We start from the raw sequence: 18929 nt of genomic DNA on the forward strand, positions 1-18929 counted from the left end.
TCCGTCCGCCGGGTCCGTCGAGGTCCTCGGTTTCCCTAGCGCGGCGCGCGTTGAGAATTCTTGAACAGCGCCGCCCCGGCTGGCACAGCGGGGCGACACCAGACAGGGAGGCCGCCATGGCCGACATCCGCTCTCTCTTCGCGACCCGCCTCTATCACGGCGCGCTCGCCGACCACGCCCCCGCCGTCGATCCGGACGAGCTGGCCGCGTCCTGCTATTCCGTCGCCGAGGATGACGAGGCCGGGCAGGACTGGTGCGAGGCGAACGGTTATCCGGGCTACACGTCCTACGCCTCGCTCACCGACCTGCCATGGCGGTTCCCGATCTTCGCCGATCTGGTGAAATGTCTCGACGCGCATGTCGCCGCCTTCGCGCGCGACCTGCAGTTCGACCTGGCGGACAAGCCGCTGACGCTCGAGGACATCTGGATCAACATCCTCCCCGAGGGCGGCGTCCATGGCAGCCACATCCACCCCCATTCGGTGATCTCGGGGACGACCTATGTCCAGATGCCCGAGAGGACGAGCGCGCTGAAGCTCGAGGATCCGCGCCTGCCCTTCATGATGGCGGCGCCGACGCGGTTGAAGGACGCGCGCGAGGAGCTGAAGACCTTCCACTCCGTCCCGACGCGGCCCGGCGACGTGCTGCTGTGGGAAAGCTGGCTGCGCCACGAGGTGCCGATGAACATGGCCGAGGACGACCGCGTCTCGGTCTCGTTCAACTACGCCTGGGGCTGAGGCCGGCCCCGGGGACAGGCTGCCGGCCCCTCGCCGGGACCGGGCGCGGGCCTAGATGCCGGGCCAGAGGAAAGGAACCGCCATGCCCCAGACCAGAGATCGGAACCGCCGCTGGACCCTCGCCGAGCGGCCGAAGGGCCGCCCGGACGACGGCACGCTGGACTTCGAGACCGGTCCGGTGCCGCAAGCGGGGAAGGGCGAGATGTTGCTGCGGACCCGCTGGCTGTCGCTCGACCCCTACATGCGCGGCCGGATGAGCGACGCCAAGTCCTATGCGACCCCGGTGGAGATCGGCGGCGTGATGACCGGTCAGGTCGTGGCGGAGGTCGCGTCGTCGGATGTCGAGGGCTTCGAGACGGGCGATCTCGTCCTGGCCGGAAGCGGCTGGCAGGACTGGGCGGTGTCGGACGGTCAGGGCGTGCAGAAGCTGCCACCGGTAGAGCGGCCGTCATGGGCGCTCGGCATCCTCGGCATGCCCGGCTTTACCGCCCATGCGGGCCTCCTGAAGATCGGCGAGCCGAAGGCGGGGGAGACGGTGGTCGTGGCTGCCGCCTCCGGCCCCGTGGGCGCGACGGTCGGGCAGATCGCGAAGATCAGGGGCTGCCGCGCCGTCGGCGTCGCGGGCGGGCCGGAGAAGTGCCGCCACGTCGTGGAGACCCTCGGCTTCGACGCCTGCATCGACCATCGCGCCGACGATTTCGAGGACCAGCTGAAGCAGGCCTGCCCGGACGGGATCGACATCTATTTCGAGAACGTGGGCGGGCGTGTCCTGTTCGGCGTGCTGCCGCTGCTCAACCCCTTCGCCCGCATGCCGGTCTGCGGCACCGCCGCCTGGTACAACAACGCCGGCCTGCCGGACGGGCCCGACCGCTCGCCGCTGCTCATGCGGACGATCCTGTCGATGAAGGTGAGGATGCAGGGCTTCATCATCTTCGACACGTTCGGAATGGACGATTACCGCGACTTCGCCAAGGACATGCAGGGCTGGATCGCGGACGGGAAGGTGCAGTACCGCGAGCATGTCGTGGACGGGCTGGAGAACGCCTTCGACGGCTTCCTCGGCATGCTGGACGGGTCGAACTTCGGCAAGACGGTGGTGAGAGTCGGTTAAGGGTTCAAGCGAACGAGCCGCATTGCGAACCAGGCAGCTAGCCGGGGAAAATCGAGTTGGCCGCTCGCAACCGCGACAACGACGTCATCGACCGGTTCGTCGTCGGGAATGTCCAGTCTGTATCCGCTACGCTCGATCATGAGTTCGACCAGCAACCAGGCGGTACGCTTGTTTGCATCTATGAAGCCATGGTTCTGCACCACGCTATGGAGCAGCGCGGCCGCCTTCCGATGGATGGGGCGGTGATAGCCCGAGTACGGACGCCCGATAGCGGATTCGATGAGGCGCAGGTCGGAAACGCCCGCTCGGCCCCCGTGCGTCAAAGCGAAATCATGCGCTTCAAGGGCGTCGGCCAAGGTGACCCGGTAATGGCGTCTAGCGATCAGCCAGCCTCTTCAGGGCTTCCGCACGCCGCTGAGACACATCCCTCAGGGTCAGAACGGATCCGGAAGCGGATCTGGAAGTGCCTTTGGCCGTCGTTACGGACACGAATTTGCCGGCAACCTTCTTGCGCAGGATCGAGCCGCCCTTGACGCTCGTCCTTTCCAATGTGTCCGACATCTCAACCTCCATCGACGTCCCATATATGGTCCCGGTTTCGCAGTCAGTCTAGAGTCCCCTTTCGAATAATGTGTTGCACTGCAGGGCCACCTCGCCTATGTGGCGCGCTCATCCCATCTCCACCGGGAATCGGGTGACCCCTCGGGGGGCCCTCCGGTGATTGTTGCAAGGAGACGTGCCATGGCGCTTCACGCCAAGGAACTGCGCGACCAGACGCCGGACCAGCTCCGCGATCAGCTCGTCGCGCTCAAGAAGGAGGCCTTCAACCTCCGCTTCCAGCAGGCCACCGGCCAGATGGAATCCACCGCCCGCATGCGCACCGTCAAGCGCGACGTCGCCCGGGTGAACACGATCCTGAACGAAAAGGCCGCCGCCGCGGCCAAGTCGGAGTAAACCATGCCGAAGCGTATCCTTCAGGGCGTCGTCACCTCCGACAAGAACGCCCAGACCGTCACCGTCAGCGTCGAGCGCCGGTTCAAACACCCGCTGCTGAAGAAGACCGTCCGTCAGTCCAAGAAGTACCGCGCCCACGACGAGGGCGAGGCGTTCAAGGTCGGCGACGTGGTGCGCATCCAGGAATGCGCGCCCAAGTCGAAGTCGAAGCGCTGGGAAGTGATGACCGCCGAAATGGTCGAAGCCTGGGAATCCGAGCGGAAGGACGCCGCGAAGGTTCAGCAGGAGGGCGATGCCCAGCGCCATGCAGAGCACGAGGCCGCAGCCTCGCACTGAGGCCCGGACATAATCGAAACCCTGGGGGAGCTAACGACAACAGCCCCCAAAGGTCGGGAGAAACCAAATGATCCAGATGCAGACCAATCTGGATGTGGCTGACAATTCCGGTGCCCGGAAGGTTCAGTGCATCAAGGTCCTCGGCGGGTCGCACCGCCGATACGCGTCGGTGGGCGACATCATCGTCGTCAGCGTGAAGGAAGCGATTCCGCGCGGCCGCGTGAAGAAGGGCGACGTCCGCAAGGCCGTCGTCGTGCGCACCGCGAAAGAGGTGCGCCGCGAGGACGGCACCTCGATCCGCTTCGACCGCAACGCCGCCGTGATCCTCAACAATGCGGGCGAGCCGGTCGGCACCCGCATCTTCGGCCCCGTCGTGCGCGAGCTGCGGGCGAAGAACTTCATGAAGATCATCTCGCTCGCGCCGGAGGTGCTCTGATGGCTGCCAAGCTGAAGAAGGGTGACAAGGTCGTCGTTCTTGCCGGCAAGGACAAGGGCAAGACCGGCGAGATCCAGACGGTCCTCCCGGCCCGCGGCAAGGCCGTGGTCGAGGGGCTGAACATGGCCGTCCGCCACGTCCGTCAATCCCAGACGGAGCAGGGCGGCCGCCAGCCGAAGGCGATGCCGATCGACCTGTCGAACCTCGCCATCGTGGACAAGAACGGCAAGGCCTCGCGCGTCGGCTTCCGCATGGAAGACGGCAAGAAGGTCCGCTTCGCCAAGACCACGGGAGACGTGATCTGATGCTCGACACCGCGAATTACACCCCGCGCCTCAAGGCGCAGTACCGGGACAGCATCCGTGCCGCGCTCAAGGAAGAGTTCGGCTACAAGAACGACATGCAGATCCCGCGCCTCGACAAGATCGTGCTCAACATCGGCTGCGGAGCCGAGGCGGTGCGCGACTCGAAGAAGGCGAAGTCGGCCCAGGACGACCTCAGCCAGATCGCCGGCCAACGCGCCGTCGTGACGAAGGCCAAGAAGTCGATCGCCGGCTTCCGGGTCCGCGAGGACATGCCGCTCGGCGCGAAGGTCACCCTGCGGGGCGACCGGATGTACGAGTTCCTCGACCGCCTGATCACCGTCGCGATGCCCCGCATCCGCGACTTCCGCGGCGTGTCCGGCAAGTCGTTCGACGGCCGCGGCAACTACGCCACGGGGATCAAGGAGCACATCGTGTTCCCCGAGATCAACTTCGACAAGGTCGACGAGGTCTGGGGCATCGACGTGATCATCTGCACCACCGCGGACAACGACGCGGAAGCGAAGTCGCTGCTGAAGCACTTCAACATGCCGTTCAATTCGTGACGCGGGGGGAGAGAGAGTAATATGGCCAAGAAATCCATGATCGAACGCCAGAAGAAGCGGGAGCATCTCGTCGCGCAATACGCCGAGAAGCGGGCCGCCCTGAAGGCGATCATCGAGGACAAGGAAAAGCCGGTCGAGGAGCGCTTCAAGGCGTCCCTCAAGCTCGCCGAGCTGCCCCGCAATTCCTCGCCCACCCGTCTCAACAACCGCTGCCAGCTGACCGGGCGTCCGCGTGCGTATTATCGCAAGCTGAAGCTCAGCCGGATCATGCTGCGCGACCTCGGCCAGAACGGGGAAATCCCCGGCCTGGTCAAGTCGAGCTGGTAAGGAGTCGTCAAGATGATGAACGATCCCATCGGCGACATGCTGACCCGCATCCGGAACGCCCAGATGCGCCACAAGTCGACCGTTTCCACCCCGGCCTCCAAGCTGCGCGCCTGGGTCCTCGATGTCCTCGCGGACGAGGGCTACATCCGCGGCTACGAGGAAGGCACCGACGCCAACGGCCACAAGACGCTGGAGATCTCCCTCAAGTACTACGAGGGCACCCCGGTGATCCGCGAGCTCAAGCGCGTGTCCAAGCCCGGCCGCCGCGTCTACATGTCCAAGGGCGACCTGCCGCAGGTCCGCCAGGGCCTCGGCGTGTCGATCGTCTCCACCTCCAAGGGGGTCATGTCGGACGCCAACGCCCGTGCGGCGCAGGTGGGCGGCGAAGTCCTCTGCACCGTATTCTGAGGAGGGAAAGATGTCTCGTATCGGAAAACGTCCGGTCGATCTGCCCTCGGGGGTCTCCGCCTCCGTCTCGGGCCAGACGATCGAGGTGAAGGGGCCGAAAGGCACCCGCACCTTCACCGCCACCGACGATGTCACGCTGAAGGTCGAGGACAATTCCGTGTCCGTGACCCCGCGCGGCACGTCCAAGCGGGCGCGCCAGCAGTGGGGCATGTCCCGCACGATGGTCGCCAATCTCGTCCACGGCGTGACCGACGGCTTCAAGAAGGAGCTGGAGATCACGGGCGTCGGCTACCGCGCGCAGATGCAGGGCAACACGCTCAAGCTGGCGCTCGGCTATTCGCACGACGTGAACTTCCAGGTGCCCGAGGGCGTCACCGTCACGGCGCCCAAGCAGACCGAGATCGTGGTCGAGGGCGCGGATCAGCAGCTCGTCGGCCAGGTCGCGGCCAACATCCGCGAATGGCGGCCGCCGGAGCCCTACAAGGGCAAGGGCATTCGCTACAAGGACGAGTACATCTTCCGCAAGGAAGGCAAGAAGAAGTAAGGACCGGATAAATGGCACTTTCCAAGCGAGAGCTGTTCCAGAAGCGCCGGATGCGTGTCCGGTCGAAGCTTCGTGCGGTGAACGCCGGGCGTCCGCGCCTGTCGGTCCATCGCTCCAACAAGAACATCAGCGTCCAGCTGATCGACGACGCGCAGGGCCGTACGCTGGCCTCCGCCTCGACGCTCGAGAAGGATCTGGGGTTCTTCGGCAAGAACAACGTGGAAGCCGCCGCCAAGGTGGGCGCCACGATCGCCGAGCGCGCCAAGGCCGCCGGTGTGACCGAGGCCTATTTCGACCGTGGTGGCTTCCTCTTCCACGGCAAGGTCAAGGCGCTGGCCGACGCCGCCCGCGAGGGTGGTCTCAAGATCTGACGGGCAGGGGGGTGCGTGGCGAGCACGCACCCTGCCGCATCGTCTCCGTGGGGTGCGTGACGAGCACGCACCCCACGGCACCCCTTCGTAGGGTGCGTGCTCGTCACGCACCTTGCGGAACCCCGGCACCGGACCCATCCGTGGCGCTCCATGCCGCGATGCCGGATGCCCTCGGGCATCCATAGCGCAGGCGGATCGCTCCGCCTCGATGATCGGGGGGCCGCCATCGCGCGGCCCACTTCGATCGGACCCATCGCCCGGACGGGCGGAACAAAGGAGCCAGAAATGGCCAGAGAACCGCGCGGCAACCGCCGCGACCGGGACGAGACCCCGGAATTCGCCGATCGCCTCGTCGCGATCAACCGCGTGTCCAAGACGGTGAAGGGCGGCAAGCGCTTCGGCTTCGCCGCGCTCGTCGTCGTGGGCGACCAGAAGGGCCGCGTCGGCTTCGGCAAGGGCAAGGCCAAGGAGGTCCCCGAGGCCATCCGCAAGGCCACAGAGGCCGCCAAGCGCGGGATGATCCGCGTGCCGCTGCGCGAGGGCCGGACGATCCATCACGACGTGCAGGGCCGTCACGGCGCCGGCCGCGTGGTGCTGCGCACCGCCCCTCCGGGCACCGGGATCATCGCCGGTGGTCCGATGCGCGCCGTGTTCGAGATGCTGGGCATCCAGGACGTGGTGTCCAAGTCGCTGGGCTCGCAGAACCCCTACAACATGATCCGCGCCACGATGAACGGCCTCACGCTGGAGCAATCGCCCCGCGCCGTCGCCCAGCGTCGCGGCAAGAAGGTGGCCGACATCCTGCCCGCGCGCGACAACGCGCCGGCGGAATCGTCGCAGGTCGCCGAGGAGGCCTGATCCAATGGCAAAGACGATCGTCATCAAGCAGACGGGTTCGCCCATTCGTCGCCCCGCCGTGCAGCGTCAGATCCTCAAGGGTCTGGGCCTGAACAAGATGCACCGCACCCGCGAACTCGAGGACACGCCCGCGATCCGCGGCGCCGTGGCCAAGGTCGCGCACATGGTCCAGATCATCGAGGAGAAGGGCTGAGTCCCTTCGCGTCGATCCGGAAACGCGAAAGGGCGCCTTGGGGCGCCCTTTCTCGTTTCGGTCAGGCGGCAGGCTATCTCCAGGGCAGGGGGCCTCAACCCATCGCGACGATGCCCTCCTCGCGGCCATAGGCCTCTGCCTCGCGGGCCTCGACCTGGATCAGGCGCAGCTTGTCCGCGTCGAGTTCGCCCCCGAACCATTTCTCGATGTCGGGGGTCCAGTGCTCGCGCATCAGGGCCTCGTCCGTGTGGACCCGGGCCGTTCCTCGGACGGTGATCCACAGACCCTCTCCCTCGAAGTCGAGCGTGACCTCGGGCTCGGCCTCGATCTCGCGCATCTTGCGGGTGTCCGGACGCGAGAAGAACCAGTTGTCGCCGGTCCATTCGACTTCCGCATTGTTGCTCATCGGGCGGCTGGTCATTCCCCCGTTCGGGGAACGGGTGGTCATCATGCAGATGTCGATGTCGCGCATCGCGGTCGCGATGCTGTCGCGGGTCGGGGTCGCCATGATCGGTCACTCCAGGAAGGATCGCGTCGACAAGTCGGCAACGGGCGCATCCGTTCCCTGCCCGGGTCCCGGGGGCCTTGTCCGTGGGCGCCGCTTTGCCTATACGCCCGCGGGTGGCCCGTCCGGGGCCCGATTCCGTATGCAAACGCCGTGCTCGGCCCAACCGTCGCTGGGGGTCGCATCCGGCAAAGGAGAAGCGACATGAAACTGCATGAACTGAGCGATAACGAAGGCGCCGCGAAGAAGCGGATGCGCGTCGGCCGCGGCCCGGGCTCGGGCAAGGGCAAGATGGGCGGCCGCGGGATCAAGGGTCAGAAATCGCGCTCGGGCGTGGCCATCAAGGGCTACGAGGGCGGCCAGATGCCGATCTACCAGCGCCTTCCCAAGCGCGGCTTCAATAACATCAACGCCAAGCGCTACTCGGTGGTGAACCTCGGCCTCGTCGCCAAGTTCATCGATGCCGGCAAGCTGGACGCGGGCGCCGAGATCACCGAGGACGCGCTGGTCGCGGCCGGCGTGATCAAGCGCAAGCGCGACGGCGTCCGCCTGCTCGCCAAGGGCGATTTCGGCCACAAGGCGACCTTCGCCGTCACCGGCGCCTCGAAAGGCGCCGTCGAGGCGGTCGAGAAGGCGGGCGGGTCGGTCACGACCACGGCCCCGGCGGCCACGGCGGCCGAGTAAGCACGTCCCGCGCCGGTTGTGGGGGGGAGCGATCCCCCTTACATCGACCGTCACACGCTTTTTCGCGCCGCCGCCCGGGGGAAGCCGGTCCGGCGGCGCGGTCTTGGTCAGGGAGAGCCAGGCCCCATGGCATCAGCCGCAGAACAGATGGCCGCGAACATGAGCTGGGGGGCCTTCGGCAAGGCCACCGAGCTGCGTCAGCGGATCCTCTTCACCATCGGTCTACTCATCGTCTACCGCCTCGGCACGTTCATCCCCGTCCCGGGGATCGACGGCTCGGCGCTGCGCGATTTCATGTCCGGCCAGGCCGCGGGCCTCGGCGGGATCCTGTCGATGTTCACCGGCGGCGCCCTGGGGCGGATGGGCATCTTCGCCCTCGGCATCATGCCCTACATCTCCGCCTCGATCATCGTGCAGCTCCTCTCCTCTACCTGGGAGCCGCTGAAGCAGCTCAAGAAGGAAGGCGAGCAGGGCCGCAAGAAGATCAACCAGTACACCCGCTACTTCACCGTGGTGCTGTCGGCCTTCCAGGCCTACGGGCTCGCCGCGTCGCTGGAGGCGGGGGGGCTGGCCTCCGACCCGGGCCTGTTCTTCACCGCGTCCTGCATCATCACGCTGGTCGGCGGTACGATGTTCCTGATGTGGCTGGGCGAGCAGATCACCGCCCGCGGCATCGGCAACGGCATCTCGCTGATCATCTTCGTCGGCATCATCGCCGAGATCCCCTCGGCGCTGGCGCAGTTCCTCGCCTCCGGCCGGTCGGGCGCGATCAGCCCGGTCACGATCATCGCGGTGATCCTGATGGTGGCCGCGATCCTGACCTTCGTCGTCTTCATGGAGCGCAGCCTGCGCAAGGTGCACATCCAGTATCCCCGCCGCCAGGTCGGGATGAAGATGTATGACGGCGGCTCGTCGCACCTGCCGATCAAGGTGAACCCGGCGGGCGTGATCCCGGCGATCTTCGCCTCGGCGCTGCTGCTGCTGCCGACCACGATCTCGACCTTCTCGGGCACCGATACCGGCCCCGTCATGTCGACGATCCTGGCCTATTTCGGGCCCGGCCAGCCGCTCTACCTGCTGTTCTTCACGGTGATGATCGTCTTCTTCACCTACTTCTACACCCGCGAAGTGGCGTTCAAGACGGACGAGGTCGCCGACAACCTCAAGAACCAGAACGGCTTCGTGCCCGGCATCCGGCCCGGCAAGCGGACGGCGGAATATCTCGACTACGTGGTCACGCGGATCCTGGTCCTCGGCTCGGCCTATCTGGCGCTGGTCGCCCTGCTGCCCGAGATCCTGCGCAACCAGTTCGCGATCCCGTTCTACTTCGGCGGCACCTCGGTCCTCATCGTCGTGTCGGTGGGCATGGACACGATCCAGCAGGTGCAGTCCCACATGCTCGCCCATCAATACGAGGGGCTGATCGAGAAATCCCAGCTGCGCGGGAGGCGCGGCGGGGCCAAGGCGAAGACCAGGAGGGGGCCGTCGCGTCGATGAACATCATACTTCTGGGGCCGCCCGGGGCCGGCAAGGGAACGCAGGCCCGGCGCCTCGTCGAAGAGCGGAACATGGTGCAGCTGTCCACCGGCGACATGCTTCGCGAAGCGCGCACCTCGGGCACCGAGATGGGCCGGACGGTCGCGGGCGTGATGGACCGCGGCGAGCTGGTCACCGACGAGATCGTCATCGGCCTCATCCGCGAGAAGCTGACGGCCGGCGATGCGCCGGGCGGCTACATCTTCGACGGGTTCCCCCGGACGCTGGCCCAGGCCGATGCGCTGCACGAGCTGCTCGACGAGCTGGGCCAGGATCTCGACCACGCGATCGAGATGCGGGTGCGGGACGACGAGCTGGTGAACCGCATCTCCGCCCGGTCGACCTGTGCCGCCTGCGGCGAGGTCTACAACGATCAGACCAAGCCGATCCCCGAGGACGGCGCCTGCAGCCATTGCGGCGGGACCGAGTTCAAGCGCCGGGCCGACGACACGGCCGAGGCGCTGACGACCCGTCTCTTCGCCTATTACAAGCAGACCGCGCCGCTGCTGGGCTACTACCACGTCAAGAAACTGCTGCGCCGGGTCGACGGCATGGCCGAGATCGACATTGTCGCGGCCGAGATCGCCGGGATCCTCGACCGGTCCTGAGGCCGGGCGGGCATCCTGCCCGCCGCCGGGGCCGGGGGAGGGGGACGCGCCGCGCGATCGCCCCGGCCCGCGTCTTCGGCGGGCCGGTCGCCCTGTCCCCTGCGGCAGGAATGGCGGCGCAGACCCGGCCGCACCTTCGACACGCTGGAGACCGGCCCGGCTCCAGCCAGCCGATGCGGCGATGCCGGTCCGTCGCCGCGATGACCCCAACCGCGGAACCCGGCGCGACGGGGGACGGCGACGGGGGTTGACGCCCGGGCGCGTCCTCCATAGATAGCCGCATCCCGCAAGGGAGAATCGGTTCGCCGGACTTCCTGCCGTCGTCCCGGATCACCTCCGCCCGCTGCGCCGGCCTGGGACCGCTCCCGGGCCGCCGTTGTGAAAAAAGGACCCGGGATCACGGGTCCGCAACGAAAGGATCATTCCTTGGCACGTATCGCAGGGGTCAACATCCCCACCGCCAAGCGCGTTCCCATCGCGCTCACCTATATCCACGGAATCGGCCCCTCGACCGCGAAGTCGATCTGCGAGGCCGTGAACATCGACGAGACCCGCCGCGTCAACGAACTGTCCGACGCCGAGGTCCTCGCCATCCGCGAGCACATCGACGCCAACCTCACCGTCGAGGGCGACCTGCGCCGTGAAGTGCAGATGAACGTCAAGCGCCTGATGGATCTCGGCTGCTACCGCGGCCTGCGCCATCGCCGCAACCTCCCCGTCCGGGGTCAGCGCACGCACACCAACGCGCGCACCCGCAAGGGCCCGGCGAAAGCCATCGCCGGCAAGAAGAAATAAGGGAGACCGGGACACATGGCACGCGACACTCGCCGCCAGAGCGGCAAGAAGAAGGTTTCGAAGAACATCGCGGCGGGCGTGGCCCACGTGAATTCCTCGTTCAACAACACCAAGATCCTGATCTCCGACGTGCAGGGCAACGCGATCTCGTGGTCGTCCGCCGGCACAATGGGCTTCAAGGGCTCGCGCAAGTCGACGCCCTATGCCGCCCAGCTCGCCGCCGAGGATGCCGGCAAGAAGGCGCAGGAGCACGGCGTCAAGACCCTCGAGGTCGAGGTGCAGGGCCCCGGGTCGGGCCGCGAATCGGCGCTGCGCGCGCTGGCCGCCGCCGGCTTCAACATCACGTCGATCCGCGACGTGACGCCGATCGCGCATAACGGCTGCCGTCCGCCGAAGCGCCGCCGGGTCTGATCGGGCCGATTTCCCTCGCGGGGTCGCGGGTCCGTCCTGCGGCCCCGTGATCCGTTGACGAAACCTCGAGAGTTCCGCCGCCACGGGTCATAGGCGGGACGAGAATGGAGGGACGCATGATCCACAAGAACTGGTCCGATCTCATCAAGCCGGCGCAGCTCGACGTCCGCCCCGGCGACGATGCCCAGCGGATGGCGACCGTCGTCGCCGAGCCGCTCGAGCGGGGCTTCGGCCTGACGCTGGGCAACGCGCTTCGGCGCGTCCTGCTGTCCTCGCTGCAGGGTGCCGCGATCACCGCCGTGCAGATCGACAACGTCCTGCACGAGTTCTCCTCGGTCGCGGGCGTGCGCGAGGACGTCACCGACATGGTGCTGAACCTCAAGGGCGTGGCGCTGCGGATGGATGTCGAAGGACCGAAGCGCCTGACCGTCCAGGCCTCCGGCCCGGGCGTCGTCACCGCCGGTGACATCTCGGAATCGGCGGGGATCGAGGTCCTGAACAAGGACCACGTGATCTGCCACCTGGACGACGGCGCCTCGCTCTACATGGAGCTGACCGTCAATACCGGGAAGGGCTACGTCGCCGCCGACAAGAACAAGCCCGAGGACGCGCCGATCGGCATGATCGCGATCGACGCCATCTACTCGCCGGTCAAGCGCGTCTCCTACGACGTGACCCCGACCCGCGAGGGGCAGGTTCTCGACTACGACAAGCTGACGATGAAGATCGAGACGGACGGCTCGCTGACCCCGGACGACGCCGTGGCCTATGCCGCACGCATCCTCCAGGATCAGCTGCAGGTCTTCGTCAACTTCGACGAGCCGGAATCGGCCCGCGGGGGCGACGGCGACGACGGGCTGGAATTCAACCCGCTGCTGCTCAAGAAGGTCGACGAGCTCGAGCTGTCGGTCCGTTCGGCCAACTGCCTCAAGAACGACAACATCGTCTATATCGGCGATCTCATCCAGAAGACCGAAGCCGAAATGCTTCGCACCCCGAACTTCGGCCGCAAGTCGCTGAACGAGATCAAGGAAGTGCTCTCGGGCATGGGTCTGCACCTCGGCATGGACGTCGAGGACTGGCCGCCGGAGAACATCGAGGACCTGGCCAAGAAGTTCGAGGACCAGTTCTAGGTACGCGACGAGCACGCACCCTGCCGCGTGTAGGGTGCGTGCTCGCACGCACCGACCCGGGCGATCCTGCCCCAACAAGGAGAGCCGGCGACGACGCATCACCGGCCTGACAAAGCAAAACACGAAGGAAGACATCATGCGCCACGGTTCCGGATACCGCCGCCTCAACCGCACCCACGAGCATCGCAAGGCGCTGTGGGCCAACATGGCCGGCTCGCTGATCGAGCACGAGCAGATCAAGACCACGCTGCCCAAGGCCAAGGAGCTCAAGCGCGTCGTGGACAAGCTGATCACCCTCGCCAAGCGCGGCGATCTGCATGCCCGCCGCCAGGCCGCGGCGCAGCTCAAGCAGGACCAGCACGTCGCGAAGCTGTTCGAGGTGCTCGGCCCCCGCTACGCCGAGCGCGCCGGCGGCTATACCCGCGTGCTGAAGGCCGGCTTCCGCTACGGCGACATGGCCCCGATGGCGATCATCGAACTGGTCGATCGTGACGTTTCGGCCAAGGGCGCCGCGGACCGCGCCCGGCTCGAGGCCGAGGAGGCGATGGCCGACGAAGATTGACGCTATTCCAAGTGATGAATAGGTCTCACGGCGCGCCCCGCTTCCCGCAGGGCGCGCCGTTTTTCGTTTCCCGAGGGGAAGTTGCGAGTGACGGGTTGTGACCACGGCGCGACAGCGCTGTGGGCGGTTTGCAATCTGAGGTTGACGTTATCCACATGAGCGGAACAGGTATGCCCATGACCTTGCAGAGTGTTCTCGAAAGGGAGACCAAGGGGTTCAACAAGCTGGCGCCGAAGGGATTTTTCTACGCTCTGCACATCCGTTTCGCGATGCCCCTCTACAACTTCCAGAGCTATCCGCAGGGCTGGATCGATCGCTACACGGAAGGAGTCTACGCACTGCGCGACCCGATCATCGCCTGGGGGTTCTCGACGGTCGGAACGGCGCGCTGGAGCGAGATCGACATGCTCGATCCGCTCGACATCCTCGGACAGGCCCGCGAGTTCGGGATGGTCTACGGGCTGGCCGTCTCGTGCGGGCCGATGTCGTCCCGGACCATCGCGAGCGCCAGCCGCGACGACCGGGAATTCGAGGATGACGAGATCGCGGCCTTCGCCGCGAGGATCGAGCGCCTCCACGAGGCGACCCAACCCCCGACGACCCTGACCGAGGCGCAGGCCGAGGCGCTCAGGTGCGTGGCGGAGGGGGATCGCTACGCCGCCGCGGCGAACCGGCTCGGCATCTCCGAGAGCGCCTTCAAGGCCCGGCTGTCCTCGGCCCGGGAGGCGCTGCTCGCCCGGACGACGACCGAAGCGGTGCAGAGGGCGCGGGACTACCGGCTGATCTGACACCGCCCCGGGCGGCCTTCGGCAGGGATCACACGACGAGACCCTGTTGTTCAGAGGCTGCCATGCAGAGTGCCACGCTTTCCTTCGCCAACCTCCACACTCACGGCGAACTCTTCGCGAACCTCCTCCGCGCCAGGCGCGAGACCTTCATCCTGCGCAACCGGTGGAACCTGCCGGAGGCGGACGGGATGGAATACGACCAGTACGACACCCCGCAATCGCGGTGGATCGCCGCCTACGACGATCTGGGCCGGGTGCGCGGCGGGCTGCGACTCACGCCGACCACCGCCCGGTGCGGCTGCTATTCCTACATGATCCGCGACGCCCAGAAGGGTCTGCTCGACTCGATCCCCGCCGACCTGCTCGACGAGACCGCCCCGGTGGACGAGGCCACCTGGGAGGTGACCCGCGGCTTCATCTGCGAGGATGTCGAATCGGCGGAACGGCTGAAGGTCCGGATGAAGCTCGTCGTCGAGATGCTCCGCGCGAGCCGGGAGCTCGGGATCGGGCGGATGGTGGCGCTGCTGCCGTCGAACTGGACCCGCTGGGCGTCGCGCTGCAGGCTGGACATGTCGCCGGCCGGCCGGGTCATGGACATGGGCGGCATCGACTACCAGGCGGTCTGGATCGACGTCTCCACCCAGCTGAACTGATCCCCGCTACCGGCGCATCGACCCGAGGGTTTCCCAGGGCGGGGCGGCTGCCTAGATAGGCGGACATGGCCGATCTCTTCGACAGCTCCCCCGCCGACCTTCCGGCGCGCGCCCCCTCGGACGCGCCGCGTCCGCTCGCCGACCGGCTCCGGCCGCGGACGCTCGCCGAGGTGATCGGGCAGGCCCAGGTCCTCGGTCCCGAGGCGCCGCTCGGGGCGATGATCGAAGGGGGCTCGCTCTCCTCGCTGATCTTCTGGGGACCGCCAGGGGTCGGCAAGACGACCATCGCCCGCCTGCTCGCCGACCAGACGGACCTGCATTTCGAGCAGATCAGCGCGATCTTCTCGGGCGTGGCCGAGCTGAAGAAGGTGTTCGAGGCGGCGAAGCTGCGCCGCAGGACGGGGCGCGGCACGCTGCTCTTCGTCGACGAGATCCACCGCTTCAACAAGGCGCAGCAGGACAGTTTCCTGCCCCATATGGAGGACGGGACGATCCTGCTTGTCGGGGCCACGACCGAGAACCCGTCTTTCGAGCTGAACGCAGCCCTCCTGTCCCGCGCGCAGGTGCTGGTCCTGACCCGCCTCGGGCCCGCCGATCTCGAGCGGCTGATGCAGCGGGCGGAGCAGGAACTCGGGCGGGGCCTGCCGCTCGACGGGGGCGCCCGCGATGCGCTGGTCGAGATGGCGGATGGCGACGGACGCGCGCTCCTGAACCTGATCGAGCAGGTCGCGGCGTGGAAGCCGGGCGACCGGCTCGACCGGGCCAAGCTGACCACCCGCCTGACGCGGCGGGCCGCGAAATACGACAAGTCCGGCGACGAGCATTACAACCTCATCTCCGCCCTGCACAAATCCGTCCGGGGCTCGGATCCCGACGCCGCGCTCTACTGGCTGGGACGGATGCTCGAGGGCGGGGAGGATCCGCGCTACCTCGCCCGGCGCATCACCCGCATGGCGGTCGAGGATATCGGCCTCGCCGATCCGCAGGCCCAGCGGATCTGCCTCGACGCGTGGGAGACCTACGAAAGGCTCGGCAGCCCGGAGGGGGAGCTGGCGCTCGCGCAATCGGTCATCTACCTCGCTCTCGCGCCGAAATCGAACGCGGGCTACGCCGCCTACAAGGCGAGCCGGGCCGAGGCGCGCAAGACCGGATCCGAGCCGCCGCCCAAGCACATCCTGAACGCCCCGACGAAGCTGATGAAGGAGCAGGGCTACGGGTCGGGCTATGCCTACGACCACGATGCCGAGGACGCGTTCTCGGGGCAGACCTATTTCCCCGACGGGATGAAGCGCGGGATCTACTACCTGCCCGTGGATCGCGGATTCGAGCGCGACCTGAAGAAGCGGGTGGAGTGGTTCGCCGGACTGCGCGCCAGGCGCGAGGCCGGTCGCGGCGGGCCGGAGGATGGCGGGGCGTGAGCGACCTCACCGAGGATTGCGCGGCCTGCGACGGCCTGTGCTGCGTCGCGCCCGCCTTCGACGCGGGGCGGATGTTCGCCTTCGACAAGCCGGCCGAGACGCCGTGCCGGCATCTGGGCGACGGCTCGCTCTGCCGGATCCACGACCAGCTGGCCGAGGCGGGGATGGGCGGCTGCGCCCTCTTCGGCTGCAAGGGGGCCGGGCAGCGCACGATGGCGCGTTTTGCCGGGCGCAGCTGGCGCGACGGGCCGCAGGCGGCACGCGCCATCTTCGACGCCTTCGCCGACCTCAGGGCCGTCCACGATGCGCTGGAGCTGCTCGTCGCGGCCGAGCGGCTGCCGCTCGCCCCGGCGGAGGAGGTGGCCCGACAGGCCCATGTCGACACCCTGTCGGGAGAGGGGGACACGGGCGCCCTGCATGCGGCGTCCGTCCAGGCCCGCGCCTTCCTGCGCGGCCTCGCCCCCGGCCTCTCGCAGAGCTTGACTCCCGGTGGGGCAGGGGGGACATGGCCGCGATGATCCAGACCTTCCTGCAAGTCGGCGCCGGCGGGGCGCTGGGGGCGATGGCGCGCTTCGCGCTCGGCCTCGGCGTCGTGCGCCTCACCGGGCCGAACGCGCCCTTTCCCGTCGCCGTGCTGGGCGCGAACGTGATCGGGTCCTTCGCGATGGGGATGCTCGTCGTCGCGCTGGCCGAGAAGGGGGGGGCGCATCTGTCGCCCTTCCTCGTCACCGGCCTTCTGGGGGGCTTCACGACGTTCTCGTCCTTCAGCCTCGAGGCGGCGACGCTGTGGGAGAGGGGGGCACCCGCCCTCGCCGCGACCTATGTCGCGCTCTCGGTCGGGCTGTCTCTGGCGGGGATCGCTTCGGGACTGGTGCTGGGACGGGGAATCTTCGCATGAGCGGTGTTCAGATCGTCGTCGTGGGCGAGGACGAGGGCGACCAGCGCCTCGACCGCTGGCTCAAGCGGCGCTTTCCCCAGCTGACGCAGGGCGCAGTCGAGAAGATGTGCCGCAAGGGCGACCTGCGCGTGGATGGCGGGCGGGTGAAGGCCAGTACCCGCGTCGAGACCGGGCAGGAAGTGCGCGTCCCGCCGATCCCCGACGGCGCGGCCCCGCCGCCCACCGGACCGGCCCGCATCTCCCCGGCGGACGAGAGGATGATCCGCGCCGCGGTGATCTACCGCGACGACCACGTGATCGCGCTGAACAAGCCGCCGGGCCTGCCGACCCAGGGCGGCAGCGGGGTGAGCAAGCATGTCGACGGGCTGGCCGAGGCGCTGCGCTTCGGCTTCGACGAGAAGCCGCGCCTCGTCCACCGGCTCGACCGCGACACGTCGGGCGTGCTGCTGCTGGCGCGTACCCGGACGGCCGCGAAGGCGCTGACCGAGAGCCTGCGTCACCGCGAAACGCGCAAGATCTACTGGGCCGCCGTCGCGGGCGTGCCGCATCCCCGGATGGGCACGGTGAAATACGGGCTGGTCAAGGCGCCCGGCCACGGACGTGGCGGCGAGAACGAGAAGATGCGCTGCCTGCACCCCTCCGAGGTGGCGAGCACGGAGGGCGCGAAGCGCGCCCATACCGATTACGCGGTGATCGAGCCGCTGGCGAACCGCGCCGCCTGGGTCGCGCTGGTGCCGGTCACCGGCCGCACCCACCAGCTGCGCGCCCACATGGCCGAGATGGGGCACCCCATCGTCGGCGACGGCAAGTACGGCGGCTCGGGGCAGGAGAACCTGGGCGACGGCTGGGGCGCGATGCTGGGGCCGGACCTGTCGAGGAAGCTGCACCTGCACGCCCGGTCCATCGCCTGCGAGCATCCGGTGACGAAGCAGCCGCTGCGCGTCGTGGCCCCGATGCCGGACCACATGGCCCGGACCTGGGACTTCGTCGGCTGGCGGGCCGAGGAGGCGCCGGACGACCCCTTCGACCCCGAGGAGATGGCATGAGCGAGCAGAGCTGGGCCCCCCGCCGCTTCTGGAAGGAAGCCGGCGTCGCGCCGCGCGAGGGCGGGCATGCCGTCCTGCTCGACGGGCGGCCCGTCCGGACCCCGGCCAAGGCGCCGCTGGTCCTGCCGACCGGGGCGCTGGCCGAGGCGATCGCCGCCGAATGGGACGCACAGGGCGAACGCGTCGATCCCGGCACGATGCCGATGACGCGGACCGCCAATTCCGCCATCGACACGGTCGCCGCGAACCGCGACGCCGTGATCGACCTGCTCGCGGAATACGGGGCGACCGACCTGCTCTGCTACCGCGCCGACGCGCCGGAGGAGCTGGCCGCGCGGCAGGCGGCGGACTGGGATCGCTGGCTCGACTGGGCTGACCGGACGCATGGCGCGCGTCTGAAGGTGGCGACCGGCGTGCTGCCCGTCGCGCAGGACGCGCGGGCGCTGGCCGCCCTGCGCGCTCCTCTCGAGGGGATGGATGCCTTTGCCCTTGCCGGGACGCACGACCTCGTTGCGCTGCCCGGGTCGCTCGTACTCGGCCTTGCCGTCGCGGGGGGCGCCCTGGCGGCGGACGAGGCCTGGCGGATCAGCCGGATCGACGAGGATTGGCAGGCCGAGCTCTGGGGCGCCGACGACGAGGCCGAGGCGCAGGCTTCGGCGCGGAAGGCGGCACTCGAGCAGGCGGCGCGCTTCCACACCCTCTCTCGGGCCTGAACGCCGCGCCTTCTGCCGAAAAGACCAGCAAACGCG

General features: G+C 68.0%; 28 protein-coding genes and 1 pseudogene. 27 read left to right on the plus strand and 2 right to left on the minus strand.

Features of this window, described 5'->3' with window-relative positions; translation table 11 throughout:
• Positions 1-116: 116 nt before the first annotated feature.
• Positions 117-737, plus strand: a complete 621-nt coding sequence (locus BUE30_RS05030; protein ID WP_073326768.1) for a TIGR02466 family protein — start codon at positions 117-119, stop codon at positions 735-737.
• Positions 738-819: 82 nt separating this feature from the next.
• Positions 820-1848: an NADP-dependent oxidoreductase gene (locus BUE30_RS05035; protein ID WP_073326769.1), complete on the plus strand. Its 1029-nt coding sequence runs from the start codon at positions 820-822 to the stop codon at positions 1846-1848.
• On the opposite strand, the gene BUE30_RS05040 is transcribed toward BUE30_RS05035, so the two are convergent.
• Complete coding sequence (locus tag BUE30_RS05040; protein ID WP_073326770.1) at positions 1845-2204, minus strand: type II toxin-antitoxin system death-on-curing family toxin; 360 nt, start codon at positions 2202-2204, stop codon at positions 1845-1847. The two genes, BUE30_RS05035 and BUE30_RS05040, sit on opposite strands and share 4 nt — an antisense overlap.
• A 385-nt stretch (positions 2205-2589) precedes the next feature.
• On the opposite strand from BUE30_RS05040, the gene rpmC reads away from it, so the two are divergent.
• From rpmC to rpmD, 11 genes and pseudogenes are all read left to right on the plus strand, one after another.
• Positions 2590-2802 carry a 50S ribosomal protein L29 gene (gene rpmC, locus BUE30_RS05045; protein WP_073326771.1) on the plus strand — a complete coding sequence of 71 codons (213 nt, stop codon included), beginning with the start codon at positions 2590-2592 and terminating at the stop codon, positions 2800-2802.
• Positions 2803-2805: 3 nt separating this feature from the next.
• Positions 2806-3033: pseudogene (gene rpsQ / locus BUE30_RS05050) on the plus strand (30S ribosomal protein S17); the annotation flags it as partial.
• Between the two features lie 172 nt (positions 3034-3205).
• Positions 3206-3574 carry a 50S ribosomal protein L14 gene (rplN, locus tag BUE30_RS05055; RefSeq protein ID WP_023851005.1) on the plus strand — a complete coding sequence of 123 codons (369 nt, stop codon included), beginning with the start codon at positions 3206-3208 and terminating at the stop codon, positions 3572-3574.
• Positions 3574-3879 carry a 50S ribosomal protein L24 gene (rplX, locus tag BUE30_RS05060; protein WP_073326773.1) on the plus strand — a complete coding sequence of 102 codons (306 nt, stop codon included), beginning with the start codon at positions 3574-3576 and terminating at the stop codon, positions 3877-3879. Before rplN ends, rplX begins: the two co-directional genes overlap by 1 nt.
• A complete protein-coding gene (gene rplE, locus BUE30_RS05065; protein ID WP_073326774.1) occupies positions 3879-4442 on the plus strand; it encodes a 50S ribosomal protein L5 in 564 nt (187 codons plus the stop codon). Before rplX ends, rplE begins: the two co-directional genes overlap by 1 nt.
• 21 nt (positions 4443-4463) lie before the next feature.
• On the plus strand, positions 4464-4769 hold the full coding sequence (gene rpsN / locus BUE30_RS05070) for a 30S ribosomal protein S14 (RefSeq protein ID WP_073326775.1): 306 nt from the start codon (positions 4464-4466) through the stop codon (positions 4767-4769).
• A 15-nt stretch (positions 4770-4784) separates the two neighbouring features.
• The gene (gene rpsH, locus BUE30_RS05075) at positions 4785-5177 is read left to right on the plus strand and encodes a 30S ribosomal protein S8 (protein ID WP_073327669.1); all 393 of its coding nucleotides are present in this window, start codon (positions 4785-4787) and stop codon (positions 5175-5177) included.
• Between the two features lie 10 nt (positions 5178-5187).
• Positions 5188-5721 (plus strand): 50S ribosomal protein L6, encoded by a 534-nt coding sequence (gene rplF, locus BUE30_RS05080; protein ID WP_073326776.1) that lies wholly within the window; start codon positions 5188-5190, stop codon positions 5719-5721.
• Between the two features lie 11 nt (positions 5722-5732).
• Positions 5733-6092: a 50S ribosomal protein L18 gene (gene rplR, locus BUE30_RS05085; RefSeq protein ID WP_073326777.1), complete on the plus strand. Its 360-nt coding sequence runs from the start codon at positions 5733-5735 to the stop codon at positions 6090-6092.
• Between the two features lie 285 nt (positions 6093-6377).
• Positions 6378-6950 carry a 30S ribosomal protein S5 gene (rpsE, locus tag BUE30_RS05090; protein ID WP_073326778.1) on the plus strand — a complete coding sequence of 191 codons (573 nt, stop codon included), beginning with the start codon at positions 6378-6380 and terminating at the stop codon, positions 6948-6950.
• Between the two features lie 4 nt (positions 6951-6954).
• Positions 6955-7143 (plus strand): 50S ribosomal protein L30, encoded by a 189-nt coding sequence (gene rpmD, locus BUE30_RS05095; protein ID WP_073326779.1) that lies wholly within the window; start codon positions 6955-6957, stop codon positions 7141-7143.
• Between the two features lie 94 nt (positions 7144-7237).
• Here rpmD and BUE30_RS05100 read toward each other — a convergent pair whose 3' ends face one another.
• The gene (locus tag BUE30_RS05100; RefSeq protein WP_073326780.1) at positions 7238-7651 is read right to left on the minus strand and encodes a pyridoxamine 5'-phosphate oxidase family protein; all 414 of its coding nucleotides are present in this window, start codon (positions 7649-7651) and stop codon (positions 7238-7240) included.
• 201 nt (positions 7652-7852) lie between these two features.
• Here BUE30_RS05100 and rplO point away from each other — a divergent pair, with 201 nt between their 5' ends.
• The 14 genes from rplO to BUE30_RS05170 all read left to right on the plus strand — a co-directional run bounded on the left by rplO (position 7853) and on the right by BUE30_RS05170 (position 18893).
• Positions 7853-8332, plus strand: a complete 480-nt coding sequence (gene rplO / locus BUE30_RS05105; protein WP_073326781.1) for a 50S ribosomal protein L15 — start codon at positions 7853-7855, stop codon at positions 8330-8332.
• Positions 8333-8458: 126 nt separating this feature from the next.
• Complete coding sequence (secY, locus tag BUE30_RS05110) at positions 8459-9829, plus strand: preprotein translocase subunit SecY (RefSeq protein ID WP_244526275.1); 1371 nt, start codon at positions 8459-8461, stop codon at positions 9827-9829.
• A complete protein-coding gene (locus BUE30_RS05115) occupies positions 9826-10476 on the plus strand; it encodes an adenylate kinase (RefSeq protein WP_073326783.1) in 651 nt (216 codons plus the stop codon). The genes secY and BUE30_RS05115 overlap by 4 nt, the downstream gene beginning before the upstream one ends.
• Before the next feature lie 426 nt (positions 10477-10902).
• The gene (rpsM, locus tag BUE30_RS05120) at positions 10903-11271 is read left to right on the plus strand and encodes a 30S ribosomal protein S13 (protein ID WP_073326784.1); all 369 of its coding nucleotides are present in this window, start codon (positions 10903-10905) and stop codon (positions 11269-11271) included.
• Between the two features lie 15 nt (positions 11272-11286).
• Positions 11287-11682 (plus strand): 30S ribosomal protein S11, encoded by a 396-nt coding sequence (rpsK, locus tag BUE30_RS05125; protein ID WP_073326785.1) that lies wholly within the window; start codon positions 11287-11289, stop codon positions 11680-11682.
• A gap of 116 nt (positions 11683-11798) precedes the next feature.
• The gene (locus tag BUE30_RS05130) at positions 11799-12815 is read left to right on the plus strand and encodes a DNA-directed RNA polymerase subunit alpha (protein ID WP_073327672.1); all 1017 of its coding nucleotides are present in this window, start codon (positions 11799-11801) and stop codon (positions 12813-12815) included.
• Positions 12816-12951: 136 nt separating this feature from the next.
• Complete coding sequence (gene rplQ, locus BUE30_RS05135) at positions 12952-13377, plus strand: 50S ribosomal protein L17 (RefSeq protein WP_073326786.1); 426 nt, start codon at positions 12952-12954, stop codon at positions 13375-13377.
• 176 nt (positions 13378-13553) lie between these two features.
• The gene (locus BUE30_RS05140) at positions 13554-14165 is read left to right on the plus strand and encodes a helix-turn-helix transcriptional regulator (protein WP_073327675.1); all 612 of its coding nucleotides are present in this window, start codon (positions 13554-13556) and stop codon (positions 14163-14165) included.
• A 62-nt stretch (positions 14166-14227) separates the two neighbouring features.
• Entirely contained in the window at positions 14228-14818 is a 591-nt protein-coding gene (locus BUE30_RS05145; RefSeq protein ID WP_073326787.1) for an acyl-homoserine-lactone synthase, read from the plus strand.
• A gap of 65 nt (positions 14819-14883) precedes the next feature.
• Positions 14884-16236, plus strand: coding sequence for a replication-associated recombination protein A (locus BUE30_RS05150; RefSeq protein ID WP_073326788.1), 1353 nt, complete (start codon positions 14884-14886; stop codon positions 16234-16236).
• Positions 16233-16754 (plus strand): hypothetical protein, encoded by a 522-nt coding sequence (locus BUE30_RS05155; RefSeq protein WP_073326789.1) that lies wholly within the window; start codon positions 16233-16235, stop codon positions 16752-16754. Before BUE30_RS05150 ends, BUE30_RS05155 begins: the two co-directional genes overlap by 4 nt.
• Positions 16751-17134: a fluoride efflux transporter CrcB gene (crcB, locus tag BUE30_RS05160; RefSeq protein ID WP_073327678.1), complete on the plus strand. Its 384-nt coding sequence runs from the start codon at positions 16751-16753 to the stop codon at positions 17132-17134. The genes BUE30_RS05155 and crcB overlap by 4 nt, the downstream gene beginning before the upstream one ends.
• A complete protein-coding gene (locus BUE30_RS05165) occupies positions 17131-18180 on the plus strand; it encodes an RluA family pseudouridine synthase (RefSeq protein ID WP_073326790.1) in 1050 nt (349 codons plus the stop codon). The genes crcB and BUE30_RS05165 overlap by 4 nt, the downstream gene beginning before the upstream one ends.
• Positions 18177-18893 carry an ATP12 family chaperone protein gene (locus tag BUE30_RS05170; RefSeq protein WP_073326791.1) on the plus strand — a complete coding sequence of 239 codons (717 nt, stop codon included), beginning with the start codon at positions 18177-18179 and terminating at the stop codon, positions 18891-18893. Before BUE30_RS05165 ends, BUE30_RS05170 begins: the two co-directional genes overlap by 4 nt.
• The last annotated feature ends 36 nt before the right edge of the window (positions 18894-18929 follow it).

The sequence above is a fragment of the Wenxinia saemankumensis genome, assembly GCF_900141735.1.
Taxonomy (GTDB): Bacteria; Pseudomonadota; Alphaproteobacteria; order Rhodobacterales; family Rhodobacteraceae; genus Wenxinia; species Wenxinia saemankumensis.

Excerpts from the sequence above, each read along its gene's own strand:
- rpsK (WP_073326785.1), top strand. The coding sequence starts at position 11,287 with ATGGCACGCGACACTCGCCGCCAGAGCGGCAAGAAGAAGGTTTCGAAG.
- rplE (WP_073326774.1), top strand. The coding sequence starts at position 3,879 with ATGCTCGACACCGCGAATTACACCCCGCGCCTCAAGGCGCAGTACCGG.
- rplN (WP_023851005.1), top strand. The coding sequence starts at position 3,206 with ATGATCCAGATGCAGACCAATCTGGATGTGGCTGACAATTCCGGTGCC.
- BUE30_RS05140 (WP_073327675.1), top strand. The coding sequence starts at position 13,554 with ATGACCTTGCAGAGTGTTCTCGAAAGGGAGACCAAGGGGTTCAACAAG.
- rpsH (WP_073327669.1), top strand. The coding sequence starts at position 4,785 with ATGAACGATCCCATCGGCGACATGCTGACCCGCATCCGGAACGCCCAG.
- rplF (WP_073326776.1), top strand. The coding sequence starts at position 5,188 with ATGTCTCGTATCGGAAAACGTCCGGTCGATCTGCCCTCGGGGGTCTCC.
- rplO (WP_073326781.1), top strand. The coding sequence starts at position 7,853 with ATGAAACTGCATGAACTGAGCGATAACGAAGGCGCCGCGAAGAAGCGG.
- crcB (WP_073327678.1), top strand. The coding sequence starts at position 16,751 with ATGATCCAGACCTTCCTGCAAGTCGGCGCCGGCGGGGCGCTGGGGGCG.
- rpsE (WP_073326778.1), top strand. The coding sequence starts at position 6,378 with ATGGCCAGAGAACCGCGCGGCAACCGCCGCGACCGGGACGAGACCCCG.
- rplQ (WP_073326786.1), top strand. The coding sequence starts at position 12,952 with ATGCGCCACGGTTCCGGATACCGCCGCCTCAACCGCACCCACGAGCAT.
- BUE30_RS05150 (WP_073326788.1), top strand. The coding sequence starts at position 14,884 with ATGGCCGATCTCTTCGACAGCTCCCCCGCCGACCTTCCGGCGCGCGCC.
- rpsN (WP_073326775.1), top strand. The coding sequence starts at position 4,464 with ATGGCCAAGAAATCCATGATCGAACGCCAGAAGAAGCGGGAGCATCTC.
- rplR (WP_073326777.1), top strand. The coding sequence starts at position 5,733 with ATGGCACTTTCCAAGCGAGAGCTGTTCCAGAAGCGCCGGATGCGTGTC.
- BUE30_RS05165 (WP_073326790.1), top strand. The coding sequence starts at position 17,131 with ATGAGCGGTGTTCAGATCGTCGTCGTGGGCGAGGACGAGGGCGACCAG.
- BUE30_RS05170 (WP_073326791.1), top strand. The coding sequence starts at position 18,177 with ATGAGCGAGCAGAGCTGGGCCCCCCGCCGCTTCTGGAAGGAAGCCGGC.
- BUE30_RS05145 (WP_073326787.1), top strand. The coding sequence starts at position 14,228 with ATGCAGAGTGCCACGCTTTCCTTCGCCAACCTCCACACTCACGGCGAA.
- BUE30_RS05130 (WP_073327672.1), top strand. The coding sequence starts at position 11,799 with ATGATCCACAAGAACTGGTCCGATCTCATCAAGCCGGCGCAGCTCGAC.
- rpmD (WP_073326779.1), top strand. The coding sequence starts at position 6,955 with ATGGCAAAGACGATCGTCATCAAGCAGACGGGTTCGCCCATTCGTCGC.
- rpmC (WP_073326771.1), top strand. The coding sequence starts at position 2,590 with ATGGCGCTTCACGCCAAGGAACTGCGCGACCAGACGCCGGACCAGCTC.
- BUE30_RS05035 (WP_073326769.1), top strand. The coding sequence starts at position 820 with ATGCCCCAGACCAGAGATCGGAACCGCCGCTGGACCCTCGCCGAGCGG.
- rplX (WP_073326773.1), top strand. The coding sequence starts at position 3,574 with ATGGCTGCCAAGCTGAAGAAGGGTGACAAGGTCGTCGTTCTTGCCGGC.
- BUE30_RS05115 (WP_073326783.1), top strand. The coding sequence starts at position 9,826 with ATGAACATCATACTTCTGGGGCCGCCCGGGGCCGGCAAGGGAACGCAG.
- BUE30_RS05100 (WP_073326780.1), bottom strand. The coding sequence starts at position 7,651 with ATGGCGACCCCGACCCGCGACAGCATCGCGACCGCGATGCGCGACATC.
- secY (WP_244526275.1), top strand. The coding sequence starts at position 8,459 with ATGGCATCAGCCGCAGAACAGATGGCCGCGAACATGAGCTGGGGGGCC.
- BUE30_RS05030 (WP_073326768.1), top strand. The coding sequence starts at position 117 with ATGGCCGACATCCGCTCTCTCTTCGCGACCCGCCTCTATCACGGCGCG.